At 64.7% G+C, this 13,568-nt stretch carries 13 protein-coding genes; 9 read left to right on the forward strand and 4 right to left on the reverse strand.

Annotated features, from left to right (window positions below):
* Positions 1-48: 48 nt before the first annotated feature.
* On the reverse strand, positions 49-342 hold the full coding sequence (locus ACYPXD_RS05995) for a GYD domain-containing protein (RefSeq protein ID WP_459708541.1): 294 nt from the start codon (positions 340-342) through the stop codon (positions 49-51).
* A 296-nt stretch (positions 343-638) separates the two neighbouring features.
* Between ACYPXD_RS05995 and ACYPXD_RS06000 the strand changes: the two genes are divergently transcribed.
* From ACYPXD_RS06000 to ACYPXD_RS06020, 5 genes are all read left to right on the forward strand, one after another.
* Positions 639-941 carry a Dabb family protein gene (locus tag ACYPXD_RS06000; protein WP_459708543.1) on the forward strand — a complete coding sequence of 101 codons (303 nt, stop codon included), beginning with the start codon at positions 639-641 and terminating at the stop codon, positions 939-941.
* 6 nt (positions 942-947) lie between these two features.
* Positions 948-1,436, forward strand: a complete 489-nt coding sequence (locus tag ACYPXD_RS06005) for a PaaI family thioesterase (RefSeq protein WP_459708545.1) — start codon at positions 948-950, stop codon at positions 1,434-1,436.
* Between the two features lie 35 nt (positions 1,437-1,471).
* Positions 1,472-2,470, forward strand: coding sequence for an NADP-dependent oxidoreductase (locus ACYPXD_RS06010; protein ID WP_459708547.1), 999 nt, complete (start codon positions 1,472-1,474; stop codon positions 2,468-2,470).
* 290 nt (positions 2,471-2,760) lie between these two features.
* Positions 2,761-4,374 (forward strand): hypothetical protein, encoded by a 1,614-nt coding sequence (locus tag ACYPXD_RS06015; protein ID WP_459708549.1) that lies wholly within the window; start codon positions 2,761-2,763, stop codon positions 4,372-4,374.
* A 110-nt stretch (positions 4,375-4,484) separates the two neighbouring features.
* Positions 4,485-5,354 (forward strand): SDR family oxidoreductase, encoded by an 870-nt coding sequence (locus ACYPXD_RS06020; protein WP_459708552.1) that lies wholly within the window; start codon positions 4,485-4,487, stop codon positions 5,352-5,354.
* Between the two features lie 66 nt (positions 5,355-5,420).
* Here the strand turns inward: ACYPXD_RS06020 and ACYPXD_RS06025 are convergent, their stop codons facing one another.
* A complete protein-coding gene (locus ACYPXD_RS06025) occupies positions 5,421-7,556 on the reverse strand; it encodes a prolyl oligopeptidase family serine peptidase (RefSeq protein ID WP_459708555.1) in 2,136 nt (711 codons plus the stop codon).
* 217 nt (positions 7,557-7,773) lie between these two features.
* Between ACYPXD_RS06025 and ACYPXD_RS06030 the strand changes: the two genes are divergently transcribed.
* Positions 7,774-8,742 (forward strand): alpha/beta hydrolase, encoded by a 969-nt coding sequence (locus ACYPXD_RS06030; protein WP_459708557.1) that lies wholly within the window; start codon positions 7,774-7,776, stop codon positions 8,740-8,742.
* Positions 8,743-8,924: 182 nt separating this feature from the next.
* On the opposite strand, the gene ACYPXD_RS06035 is transcribed toward ACYPXD_RS06030, so the two are convergent.
* A complete protein-coding gene (locus ACYPXD_RS06035; RefSeq protein WP_459708560.1) occupies positions 8,925-9,758 on the reverse strand; it encodes an NRDE family protein in 834 nt (277 codons plus the stop codon).
* A 290-nt stretch (positions 9,759-10,048) separates the two neighbouring features.
* Positions 10,049-11,155, reverse strand: a complete 1,107-nt coding sequence (gene ygfZ / locus ACYPXD_RS06040; RefSeq protein WP_459708563.1) for a CAF17-like 4Fe-4S cluster assembly/insertion protein YgfZ — start codon at positions 11,153-11,155, stop codon at positions 10,049-10,051.
* Between the two features lie 80 nt (positions 11,156-11,235).
* Between ygfZ and mltG the strand changes: the two genes are divergently transcribed.
* The 3 genes from mltG to holB all read left to right on the forward strand — a co-directional run.
* Positions 11,236-12,246, forward strand: coding sequence for an endolytic transglycosylase MltG (gene mltG, locus ACYPXD_RS06045; RefSeq protein ID WP_459708565.1), 1,011 nt, complete (start codon positions 11,236-11,238; stop codon positions 12,244-12,246).
* Positions 12,246-12,866: a dTMP kinase gene (gene tmk / locus ACYPXD_RS06050; RefSeq protein ID WP_459708568.1), complete on the forward strand. Its 621-nt coding sequence runs from the start codon at positions 12,246-12,248 to the stop codon at positions 12,864-12,866. Before mltG ends, tmk begins: the two co-directional genes overlap by 1 nt.
* An 11-nt stretch (positions 12,867-12,877) precedes the next feature.
* The coding region (holB, locus tag ACYPXD_RS06055) for a DNA polymerase III subunit delta' (protein ID WP_459708570.1) at positions 12,878-13,568 on the forward strand (691 nt) is incomplete at its 3' end.

The following is a 13,568-nucleotide window of genomic DNA, read 5'->3' on the forward strand; positions in this document are numbered from 1 at the left end:
CGGCAAACCGCGGCTCATCCGGGGCTCATCCGGGGGCTCATCCGGGGCTCACTTAAGCCCGGCCAGAATCCGCTCCATTTCGTCTTCGCCGAAGGCGCGCAAAGTCGACGTTCGCACGTTCCCTTGCAGGCCGAGCGCAAGCCCGATACGCGTGGCGGTTTCGTCGTCGGGGCAGTCGAATGTCACGACGAGATCGTAGGCGCCGAGCGTCCATTTGAGTGAGCCGACCGTCGTGCCGAACGACTGCGCGGTTTCCTGAAACGCCTTCGCGCGCTTGACGGTGTCCTTCACGTTGCGAATACCCTGATCGGTCCAGTTCACGAGCATGATGTAGGTAGCCATGTTGCCCTCTCGAAGTCGGATGGCGATGTGCCGCACGTGTCGCGCGGGTGGCCGCGCGATGCAAAAAGTATAGGAAACGGTCGGGCCGACGGCGGCGGTGGCGCGCACCACAAGCGTCTGTTTTTTCCGCTTCGTTGCTGCTGATGCAGTACATATTGACGAAACCTCTGTACGTGCCTGCTTCAATGCAATGAATACGGCGGGTTATCATTTGCGGATGCGAGGCCGTAGCAAGGCAATCTGGCTAGTGCGCGACCGGCATTCATCAATAACGATTCATCGACAAGGAGAAAACCGTGATTCGTCACATCGTGATGTGGAAACTCAAGGAACACGCCGAAGGCGCGACGCGCGCGGAAAACGCCGTGAAGCTGAAGGAAAAGCTCGAAGGCTGCCGCTCGATCGTTCCGGGCATTCTGCATCTCGAAGCCGGCATCGCGAAGCCGGGCCTCGAATCCACTTACGACGTCGTGCTGGTCTCCGATTTCACCGACAAGGCCGCGCTCGACGCTTACCAGATCCATCCGACGCATGAAGCGCTCAAGGCGTTTGTCGGCAAGGTGCGCGAGTCGCGCGAATGCGTCGATTACGAAGTGTGATTTTCAATGAGTGAACCGCAAGAGCCGCAAGGCCGTGCCGCGCCGCCGGCGATCGAAAGCCCGTTCGTCGATCACCTCGGCGTGCGCGTCGTGAGCGCCGCGGACGGCGTGAGCGAAGTCGTATTGCCGCTCGCGCCGGACCATCTGAATACGTGGAACGTCGCGCATGGCGGCGTGACAATGACGCTGTCCGACGTCGCGCTCGCGATGGCCGCGCGCAGTCTTGCCGCGGATGGCGTGGGCGTGGTCACGGTCGAAATGAAGGTCAATTTCATGCAGCCGGGCCGCGGCGAGTTGCGCGCGACCGGCCGCGTGCTGCATCGCTCGACCACGATGGCCTATTGCGAGGGCGAGATTCGCGACGTGGAAGGCCATTTCGTCGCGAAGGCGCTCGGCACCTTCAAGTACATGCGGCGCCTCGCGGTGGGGCGCGACGTCGTGCAGCAAAGGCAGCGCACCGATCCGTCGGCAAGGCCAGGGCCGAGCGACGGTTGAGCACCCGTTGTCCGTTGTTCAGAAGGAGCGCGGAGATGACCGAAATCAACCGGCAGATTCTGCTCGTGTCGCGCCCGCAAGGCGCCGCGACCGTCGACAATTTTCGCCTCGTCGAAGCCCCGCTCGCGCCGCTTGCCGACGGCGAGTTCCGCGTGCGCAATCACTATCTGTCGCTCGACCCGTATATGCGCGGCCGGATGAACGACAGCCAGTCGTACGCGGCGCCGCAGCCGCTCGACGAAGTGATGATCGGCGGCACGGCGGGCGAGGTCGTCGAGTCGAAGCATCCGTCGTTCGCGGTCGGCGACAAGGTCACTGGCATGTTCGGCTGGCAGGAATTCGCCACGTCGGACGGCCGCGGCGTCATCAAGGTCGACGACACGCACGTGCCGCTTTCCGCGTATCTCGGCGCGGTCGGCATGCCGGGCGTCACCGCGTGGTACGGCCTCCACGCCATCATTGCGCCGAAGGCGGGCGAGACGGTCGTCGTCAGCGCGGCGAGCGGGGCGGTCGGCAGCGTGGTCGGCCAGTTGGCGAAGCTGGCCGGTTGCCGCGCGGTCGGCATCGCGGGCGGTGAAGAGAAATGCCGCTATGTGGTCGAAACGCTCGGCTTCGATGCGTGCGTCGACTACAAGGCGGGCAGCCTGCGCGAAGACATGGAAAAGGCCACACCGGACGGCGTCGACGGCTGCTTCGAAAATGTCGGCGGCGTGGTGTTCGACACGACGCTTGCCCGGATGAACGCGCATGGCCGCATCGCCGTGTGCGGCATGATCTCGCGTTACGACCCGAATCACGCCGCGCTCTCGAACGCCGGCGCAATACTGACGCAGCGGCTCTCGGTGCGCGGCTTTATCGTCTACGAGCATCTCGATGTGTGGCCCGAAGCGTTGCGGCAACTCGGCGAACTCGTCGCGCAGAAGAAGCTGCACTATCGCGAGACTGTCGTGGACGGCCTCGCGTCGGCGCCGCAGGCGTTTCTCGGCATGCTCAAAGGACACAACTTCGGTAAGCAGATCGTCAAGCTGATCTGATCGTGTCCGCACGAAGCGCTTTCCAGGTATTCCGAACGATCGGCTTTCCTTCCCGTTGATTACCTTCCGATGACGCGGCTGTCATGCCGCACCCAGATGGTGCGCGGCGCACGCACGCGGTGAAATATCCGCTCGGACGTGTAAAAAATAGGCTGACGTAAGCAGATATTGCTGCTGGCAGCTTATTGGCAGTCAGAATCGTTCTCGCATGCTCGTGATCCGGCGAACCTCTCCTCAAGCGGTTTCTGGAAATTATTTCGGCATGCTTACTATCTATAAGGAGCTGGTGGATGAAAACGAACGACCGTGGTGTTCAGCAGTCGATGTATCGCGAATATGGTGAGGCGGATGCGACGGACGGTGCATCTCAAGGAACAACGCCTCCGATAGCTTCGCGGCAGCGCAATCGCAGATCTCCCGATCCCAGAGACTGGAACTTCAGTCAGAACGAGAGAGCCGTGCCGACGACGCCGGTATCGCCACCCGGCAACCGGGTCGCACAGAAAGACGACTCGGTCACGTGGGTGCGACTCCAAGGCGTCAAAATCAAAACAAACTATGATTGGAAAGAGGTCCTGACGATTACAGCCGATGCACTTGAGAAACCCATCACTGCCTTTCTCGAGTGCACGGCTAACAACGTATCGCTGCTTATCGATGGACGGCCCGCGACGAAGCAGGAGAAAGAGGCCATCCGGAGGGTCACGGAGAAGTTCGATTCAGTCGTAGGCGCGTCCGGCGGCGGCAGCAGCCAGGGTGCGGGAAAGATACTTCATCGCATCAACGATGCCCTGAACGGCAAGATGCCGAGCCGTGATGAGGTCATCGCCGGTATGCAGGACGGCGTATCGATGGTCGATGTCGTCATTCCGGGGTTCAAAGGAAAAGCACCCTCGCGTCCGGACATACTGCCGGGGTCCGATAAAGAATCGCCCGTTGCTCAACCTGCATCCGAAAAGAACAGGAAGGCTACGACGACGCTGAAGGAACTGGCGAAGCAAGGACCGCTTAGCCTCCTGCCCGCCGCCAACCGGCAGGAGGATCAGCAAAGAGTCGACGCGTTTTCCGGCCCGGTTACGTTCTACAGGAAAGATCACACCATACCGAACCCGGATGCTGCGTCCGTTATCCATGCGACCAGTTATCGGGAGCGCAGCGGCGTGCTGACGCTCGGCAAAGGGAAGGATCTGACTTCCTATGATCCGGAAATGAAATTGTTCCTGAACCGCAATAGAAATACTGACATCAGTCCCGCGCTGGCGGGCGCGAACGTCATTAGCCTCGGCAGTGGCGACGATGGCGTGGCGGCCATCAACATAAGCTTCGCCGATCTCGCTTCCGGCTCGACCACTGTTGTCACCGGTGGCCCCATGCGTGGAAGCACGATGCTGTTCACCGCCGACGACACCGGTTTTTCCGCGTACCATGCGCAGGCATCGAAGAATACGCAAGCAAAATCGGCGGACGCGGCGGCAACCAGTATCGCGGATGCCCACAAACATTTCAGCGCAGCCGGCGCGAATCCTGCGAAACCGCAGAACGGTTTCGACGCGGTGTTCGATGCGGCGAAGAGCCATCCATTCTCCGCGCTCATCTATAGCTGTGACACGCCTTCGGAAGGTCAACCCCACCCGAAGTTCGGCCCGACGAGCGATGCGGGATCAAGACCGGACGGGAAACCGTGGAGCATGCTGAATTTCAATTATCTGGCTCCGGACAGGAATTCGGGCGAGGTCGGTACCGCTGAAGCGATAATCGCGAAAGACCCGAATGGCAAGGTGACCGTGCAGGTATTGGCGGAAAGGGGAAAACTGGGAAACCCCAGAAACAACCCGCGTCCGTCTTTCACCTATCGCCCCATTGAAAGCGCCGTCGGTTCGTACACGGTGCGCGATACCGTCTAGCGCTATGCGGCTTGCGCCGCGTAGAACCTCAACCTGATACGGAGCCGGACCGCTTCGCTTGTTCGCCGCATGCGCGATGGCACGCAAGTCAGAAGCGGTCCTGTCACTGGATGGACGATTTCACAGCACAAGTCGCGGTTATCACCGGCGCGGCGAGCGGCTTCGGCCGCGCCTTTGCCGATCGTGGCGCGGCGCTCGGCATGAAGCTCGTGCTCGCCGATGTCGACGAAGCGGCGCTGGCGCGCGCGGTCGACGAACTGTGCGCGGCCGGCGCGGAAGCGATCGGCGTGCGCACCGATGTATCGCGCGGCGAAGAAGTCGAAGCGCTCGCGCAGGCGGCGCTCGACACGTTCGGGCGCGTGCACCTGCTTTTCAACAACGCGGGCGTGGGGGCGCTCGGCCATCTGTGGGAATGCTCGGCGAACGACTGGTCGTGGGTATTCGGCGTCAACGTGATGGGCGTCGCGCATGGCGTGCGCGTGTTCACGCCGATCATGCTGCGGCAGAACGAGCCTGCGCATATCGTCAATACGGCGTCGGTCGCGGGGTTATTGTCGGCGCCGTCGATGGGCATCTACAACGCGTCGAAGCATGCGGTCGTTTCGCTGACGGAGACGCTCTACCACGATCTGCGTGACACGGGCGCTCCGGTCGGCTGCTCGCTGCTGTGTCCCGCGTATGTGCCGACCGGCATCACGGATTCAGGACGCACGCGTCCCGTCGAACTGCGCGACGACGTGCCGCCAAGCGCATCGCGTCTCGCCGCGGACCGGCAACTGCTGCGCGCGGTGCAGTCGGGCAGAAAGAGCGCCGCTGACATCGCGAAACTCACGTTCGAGGCGGTGCGCGAAGGGCGCTTTTATGTGTTGACGCATCCGTCGATTCTCGCAGCGGTGAAGCTGCGTCATGCCGATATCGAAGAGGGACGCGCGCCGACCGATCCGATGTCGTTGAGGCGCGACGTCAAACGCGAAGCGTAATGGACGAAACGCCACGCGCACATGCGCGCGGAGGCGTGCGCGAGGCACGTGGCGGCAGATCGACGCTTATACGCGGGCCGGGACTTCGCCGGGTTCCTGGGTGAGCGTCGACCACAGGAACTCGCGAACGATCGCCTGAGTTCTTGCGAACGTCTCCGGCAGCGCGCCACCGCCGTGTCCGCCGTCTTTATGCTCGAGCAGCCAGACCGCATGATGGCCGAGCGCGTGCATTTTCGCGGTCATCTTGCGGGCGTGTCCGGGATGCACACGGTCGTCGGTGGTCGACGTCACAAACAGAACCGGCGGATAGTGGGTATCGGCAGCGACATTCGCGTAAGGCGAGTAGCGCAGAAGATAGCGCAGATCATTGGCATCGTCGGGATCGCCGTATTCCTCGATCCACGCGGCGCCTTGCAGCAGCAGATGAAAACGCGCCATATCGAGCAGGGGGATATCGGAGACCACCGCGCCGAACAGATCGGGACGCTGGATCATGCACGCCGCGGTGAGCAAGCCGCCGTTGCTGGCGCCGACGATCCCCAGTTGCTTCGGCGTGGTGACGCCCGTGGCGATCAGTGCTTGCGCGACTGCGATGAAATCGTCGAATGCGACCTGCCGGTTTTCGCGCAGCGCAGCTTTGTGCCACGCGGGTCCGAACTCGCCACCGCCGCGCGTGCAGGCGATTGCCATCACGCCGCCGCGTTCGAGCCATGCGAACCCGTCGGTATGCACATAATCCGGCGCGTCCATCGACACACCGAAGCCGCCGTAGCCCTGCAACATGCACGGTCGAGGCGTGTCGCCGGAATCGGCGGCCGGCCCGATCACCCAGTAAGGAATGAGTGTGCCGTCGGCGGCGAGTGCATTGCATCGCGTTGCGGTGAGCCCACTTGCATCGAACAGCGGCGGCAGTTGCGACAGGCGCATCCACGGTTCGCCGCTGCCGGGATCCGCGTGAAATAGCGCGGGCGGCATCAGGAAATGGCTCACGTGGATCAGCACCGTGTCGTCGCTTACGCAGTCGACCGGGGTCACGCTGACCTCGCTCGCGGCGGGCAAGGGCAACTCGTGCGATTGCCAGCCGGCGTCGGCCGCAGCCGGGGCCTGCCAGCGCACGATGTGCGTCGTGCCGTCATTCGACGACGAGACAGCGATCCAGTTCCGGGTGCAGGCAACGTCAACGAGGGCCTGCCGGTCGCGTGGCGCGAACAGCACGGTGAAGTCGCGTGCGCCGGCGACGAATGCGTCGTGTCCGATGACAAGCAGCGAGCCCGACGGATAGACGGTGCAACCGGCGTCCCAGCCGGCGCGCAGCGTGACGATCAGCCAGCCGTTCCATTCGCGGATTTCGGCGTCCGGCGGCACGTCGTATTGGCGCCATTCGCCGCGGTATTCGTCGAGCCAGAACTGCTCGGACTGGAAACGGGTCGTCGAGCGCACCGCCAGATGACGTTTCGACAGCGGATCGTACCAGGCCGTTGCCGACAGGTGGTGCTCGCTGCAGGCGAACACCACCGGTGCGTTCTCGACGGCACTGCCTCGCGCCCACTTGCGCACGGCCACCGGTTGCCCGCATGCGCTGAGATTCGCGTCGCCGTTCACTGTGCTGTCGTCCCATGCGACGTAGACCGTGTCGCGGTCGATCCAGCTGATCTCATGCGCGCCGGCAACCGGCAGGTTGAATCCGTCTGCGACGAATGCGCGTGCTTCGATATCGAATTCCTTGACGATGCACGCATCCGAACCGTCGGGAGACAGCAGAACGAGCCCGCGGTCGGCGTCGGGGTAGAGGATCAGGACGTCCTGCAGCACCCACCGCGTATCGCCGGCATCAGCGTCGTTGATGTCGATCGCCCCGACGTCGAGCACGATTTCCCAATCGGCGCGGCCTTGAAGCCACGCGTCCCAGCGCGTGCGGCGAACCACCGCGAGCGGATGTGCGTCGTCGACCCAGGTGTTGTATGCCCATGTGCCCCAGCGCGAGCAGACGACGAGCTGAGCTTGCGACGTAAAGGCTGCCGCGAGGCGCCTTGTCAGCGCGTCGACGCGCGCACCGCGTCCGAATGCGTCGATGGTTCGCGCACGTTGCGCGTCGACCCATGTCGCGACAGCCGGATCGTCGAGTGCTTCGAGCGCGAGATAAGGGTCCGGGCCATCGGACGGTGGCCAGAGGGATATCGTTGGCGCAGATTTCGCAGGCATGATCGGGTTGCTCGCTAAAATGATTCGGATGCCTATATTGATCAACGAAGATCCAACAGTTGAAAAAATGTGTAGCGCGGAAGGCGAGCGGGCCTGGATGGTCCGCTGCGTTCTGTACCGTTTGCTTGCCCGGGTGGCCGCAGCCTTTTCGAGTCGTGTGGCATCATCGGACGCCGGAACGACCACCGAGCAGTGCGCCATTTGCGCCTGAAGCACGATGCCGCTGAACCCCAGAATCGAACAGATCATCGAGATGGTCGAGCGCGCGAAGCGCCCGCCGTATCACGAACTGACGCCGCAACAGGCGCGCGCCTCGTATGAAAAGAGCGCGCCGATTCTGGACATTGCGAGCGCGCCGATGTTTTCAGTCGAAGACCTTGCGTTACCGGTGCATGACGGCACAAGCGGCGCGACGCTCCGCGCACGCCTTTATCACCCGGTCGAACCGCACTGGGCGCAGCCGGCGCCGGCGCTCGTTTATTTTCATGGGGGCGGCTTCACGGTCGGCAGCGTCGCGACGCACGATGCGATTTGCCGGATGTTCGCGCGCGATGCGCAATGCGCGGTGCTGTCGGTCGACTATCGGCTCGCGCCCGAGCATCAATTTCCGACTGCGGTCAACGACGCATTCGACGCCTTGCGCTGGCTGCACGAAAACGCGGCTGCCTATGGGATCGACGCGTCGCGGATCGCGCTCGGCGGCGATAGCGCGGGCGGCACGCTCGCGACCGTCAACGCCGTGCTGGCGCGCGACGCGGGCATTCCGATCGTGCTGCAACTGCTGATCTACCCGGGCACCACGAGCCACCAGCAGACCGATTCGCATGCGCGGCTCGCGAACGGCTATCTGTTGTCGGGCACCACGATTCAGTGGTTCTTCACGCAGTATCTGCGCGATCCCGGCGACCGCTTCGACTGGCGCTTCGCGCCGCTCGACGGCACGCGCGGCGCGCCGGACTTCGGCGGCGTTGCGCCCGCCTGGGTCGCGATCGCCGAGTACGATCCGCTCAGCGACGAGGGCGCGGCGTACGCGGACAAGCTGCGCGCGGCTGGCAACATGGTCACGCTCAAGCGCTACGACGGCATGATTCACGAGTTCTTCAAGATGGGCGGCTTCGTGCCTGAGGTCGCGCAGGCGCATGCCGATGCGGCCGCGGCGCTGCGGGCGGCATTCGGGATCGATTGAAGCCGCGGTTCCAGGCCGTGGCTCGAACGTGGTTCGAACGTGGTTCGAAGCCGCGGTTCGAATCGTCGAAGCGTCGAAACGTCGAAACGTCGAAACGTCGAAACGTCGAAGCGTCGAAACGTCGAAACGTCGAAACGTCGAAACGTCGAAACGTCGAAACGGCAGTTCGCGCGCGACCGCGCTCACACCTCGATATCGAATGCGAAGCGGCGTTCGAAATCGCCGGGCCGTCTGACAATGTGCGAGCCGTTGTCGTCGCTGCGCTCGGCGGTCTGCACGGTCAGGTGCTCACGCTCGCCGCGGCTCTGCGCCAGTACACAGACACGCATAGCAGTCGTCCCGCGCGTGCCGTAATCGGGCATTTCGATAAACGGCGCCGACAGCGCGCGTTCGAACTCGAGCGTCACGCCGGTGGCCGGCAATTCGTCGTCGCGCGCGACGCGCGGGTCGCGCATCAATTCGATTAACTGATCGAGCGGCACGAGCGGATCGCCGGACAGTGCATCGGCGAGCGCCGCGCGCTTATTGACGAGCTTCGGCCACGGCGTGTCGAGCACCGCGTTCGAAATGCCGTGTGTGCCTTCGACGAGCGGCGCCGGCGCCAGCGGCGAACGATTGCAGTACCAGGCAAGCTCGCGCCGCCGCCAGTCGCCGACAAGCAGATTGAAGCCGTTGTACATGTCGCCGTTTTGCGCGACTTCGTTCAGGTAATCGAGCGGCGTCGCGCCCGCTTCGCGCGTGAGCCAGTGGCTCACCAGCGTGCCGCGCGTCGGCGCATCGGGGCGCGTCGATTGCGGCGCGCGATAGTTCGTGAGCGCGGCGAAACGCCCGTCGCGCGTCATGCCAAGCCACGTGCCGCCACCTGCCAGATCGCGCCCCGCAAGCAGCGCCGGCGCATCTTGCCACCAATGCATCGGTTCGGCGGCGCGGTGCAGGAACTCGTCGCGGTTCGCGGCGAGTGTGAAAAGCGGGCCGTGGGTCGTGGCGGGACGCCAGTCGAAGACGATCAGGCACATCGCATGAAGTCGCTGTTTTGATTGGTCGATGGCGGGCGGTGGGTACGACCGGGCCGCCAAAGCAATAATAATGGCAGGGATTCGCGATTCAAGCCGGGGTTCAAGCCCATTCAAGCCGGTTCAAGCCGGTTCAAGCCCGATAGCGGCCGTTGACGAAAACAGCCGGGGCGTTCGTTTATCGCTCGCAGGCGCAAGCGCGCGAGGCCGCATGGGGGAGGCAAGTCACGCTGCGTACCGCCCGCGGCGCATCGGCACGGGCGGCGGAACCGGTCGGATACGTTCAGATGCGCTCAGGCATCGTCGGCGGGCAGCGCGTAAGGCAAGGGCAGGAACGTCAGCTCCGGTCCATCCGCCGACCCCAGACGAACCGTGCCCGCTTCGAGCGCCGCAAGCTTCATCTCGACGAGCATATCGACACCGCCGTCCGGCGCCGCGGCCGCGTTCACGACCATCCCGCATGGCTGGACCGCGTCGTCCGCATGAAATAGCTCGCTACCCGGCAGCACTGTTTCGGGTTCACCGGCGACATTCGCGAGCGCGGTACGCCGCTTGATCGTGCCGCGATACTGGCTGCGCGCGACGATTTCCTGGCCCGGATAGCAGCCCTTGCGGAAGTTGACGCCGCCGAGCACGTCGTAATTGACCATCTGCGGCACGAACTGCTCGACCACGCGCTGCGTGATGCGCGGCTCGCCCGCGCGAATGTCGAGCCAGTCCCACACGGCCGCCGACGCGCGTGTGAGTTTTGCATCGAGCGCGGGCAAGCGCGCTTCGACCTCGGCCTTCGGACCTACCCACAGGTAACGCAGGCGCCCGGCCGCATCGGGCACGCGGATCAGCGACCCGGCCGGCCCGTCGACCTTCACGTGCACGCCGTCGGGCAACGCGTCGAACACAGTGGACAAGGCGTCGCGCACGTCGCCGGCAAAGCCGACCGTGGCGAGCGCGCCGCTCGCATCGGCGAGCTTCGCCTTCGCGCGCAGCACGAACATCGACAGGCGCTTCTGCACGGCGGCCTGCACGTCCCGCGCGACAAGCAGCCGGATCGTGTCGCCGGCGCGCCACGTGAGGAACGACGCGAGCAAGCGCCCCTTTGCCGTGCAGTAGCCGGCAAGGCGCGCGCTCGCCGCGTCGAGATGCTGCGTGTCGTTGGTGAGCTGGCTGTGCAGGAACGTCGCGGCATCGTCGCCGGTGACGTCGATCACGCCGAATTGCATAAGCGGCATATACGCGCCGCGCGCGAGCGCGGCGTCGAATTCGTCGCGCGCGGGCCGCGGCAGCGCCGCGAGCGGTGGAACCGGCGCGGCAGCGGCAAGCGGCGCGCGCGCGGCAGCGGCAGTGGGGACGGAACCGGCAGCGGAACCAGCGACAGAAGTGGAATCTTGCGATACGTTCATGGAGGCGGAAACCAGGTAGGCCATGACTCGGGGTAAGGCGACCAGTTATTATATGGGTCTTCACCCGAGCCTTGTCCCGCATGACCCTTTTGAAGAAATGTCTCCTGGCCGGCGCGGCGCTCGTCGTGCTGGTCGCGGCGGCTGCCGCCGGCGGATATCACTGGGCCACCACGCCGGTCAATCTGGCCACTCCCCAACTGGACGTCACGATCAAGCCGCATAGCACGCTGCGCGGCGTCACCGCGCAGCTGAACCGCGGCGGCGTGCCGGTCGAGCCCGAACTGTTCGTGCTGATGGCGCGCGCACTGGGCCTGCAGGCCGAGCTGAAGTCGGGCAACTACGAGTTCAAACAGGGCATCACGCCGTACGACGTGCTGCAGAAAATCGCGCGCGGCGACGTGAACGAATACGTCGCGACGGTGATCGAAGGCTGGACCTTCAAACGGATGCGCGCGGAACTCGATGCGAACACGGCGTTGCGGCACGATTCGGCGGGCCTCACCGATGCCGGCCTGCTGACGGCGATCGGTGCGCCGCAAACGCCGACCGGCAATGCGGAGGGCCTGTTTTTCCCGGACACCTATCTATTCGACAAGGATACGAGCGACCTCGACGTCTATCGCCGCGCGTACCGGCTCATGAAGCTGCGTATCGACGAGGCATGGGCGACGCGCGCGGCCGGGCTGCCGTACCGCACGCCGTACGAAGCGCTGACCATGGCGTCGATCATCGAGAAGGAAACGGGCAAGGCGTCGGACCGGCCGATGGTGGCCGGCGTGTTCGCGAACCGGCTCAAGGTGGGCATGCCGTTGCAGACGGACCCGACGGTGATCTACGGCATGGGCGAGCGTTACACGGGCCATCTGCACAAGCGCGACCTGCAGACGGACACTCCTTACAATACCTACACGCGCGAGGGCTTGCCGCCGACGCCGATTTCGCTGCCGGGCGTGGCGTCGCTGCAGGCGGCGCTCAATCCGGCGCAGACGAGCGCGCTGTACTTCGTGTCGCGCGGCGACGGCAGCAGTATCTTTTCAGACTCACTCGGCGATCATAACAAGGCCGTCGACAAATACATCCGAGGGCAATGATGGCGCGCGGCAAATTCATCACATTCGAAGGCATCGACGGCGCGGGCAAGACCACGCACCTCGGCTGGTTCCGGGAACGGCTCGAGGCGAAGGTGGCGGGCAGCGGCCGGTCGGTGGTCGTCACGCGCGAGCCGGGCGGCACGCCGCTGGGCGAAGCGCTGCGCGATATCCTGCTGCACCAGCCGATGGATCTCGAAACCGAGGCATTGCTGATGTTCGCGGCCCGCCGCGAGCATCTCGCGCAGGTCATCGAACCGGCGCTCGCGCGCGGCGACTGGGTGCTGTCCGATCGCTTCACCGACGCGACGTTTGCCTACCAGGGCGGCGGGCGCGGCTTGCCGCGCGACAAGCTCGAAGCGCTCGAGCGCTGGGTGCAGGGCGGCTTCCAGCCGGACCTGACCGTGCTGTTCGACGTGCCGCCGGACACCGCGAGCGCGCGCCGCGGCGCGGTGCGCGCGCCGGACCGTTTCGAAGGCGAGTCGGACGCGTTTTTCACGCGCACGCGTGCCGAGTATCTGCGGCGTGCCGAAGAGGCGCCGTACCGGTTCGCCATCATCGATTCGACGCTGAGCGTGCCATTCATTCAGAGGCAGCTTGAAGAACTGATCGCAAATATCTGAATTTAAAAAGAATGATCTATCCCTGGCAAACCGACGAATGGAATCGCCTGCAGCAATTGCGCGGTGCGTGGCCGCACGCGCTGCTGCTGCACGGCCAGGCGGGCATCGGCAAGCTGCACTTCGCACAGCATGTCGCGCAGGGCTTGCTGTGCGAGGCGCCGCAGGCCGACGGCCAGCCGTGCGGCCAGTGCGCGGCGTGCAACTGGTTCGTGCAAGGCAATCACCCCGACTACCGCATCGTGCTGCCTGAAGCGCTCGCGGCCGAAGCCGGCTTCGTCGCCTCGAATGGCGACGAAAAAGCCGATAAGGCGGACAAGGCCGACGCCGACGACGGCAAGAAGAGCCGCGCGCCGAGCAAGGAAATCCGCATCGAGCAGGTGCGCGCGCTGCTCGATTTCTGCGGCGTCGGCTCGCATCGCGGCGGCGTGCGCGTCGTCGTGCTGTATCCGGCCGAGGCGCTCAACGTCGCGGCCGCAAACGCGCTCCTGAAAACGCTCGAGGAACCGCCGGCGGGCGTGGTGTTCCTGATGGTGTCGGCGCGCATCGACCGGCTCTTGCCGACCATCATCAGCCGCTGCCGCCAGTGGCCGATGCCGACGCCGGCGCCCGAGGCGGCGGCCGCATGGCTCGCCGCGCAGGATATCGAAGATGCACATGCGCTGCTCGCCGAAGCGGGCGGCGCGCCGCTCGCGGCGCTTGCGC

This window comes from Paraburkholderia sp. 2C (genome assembly GCF_054589215.1).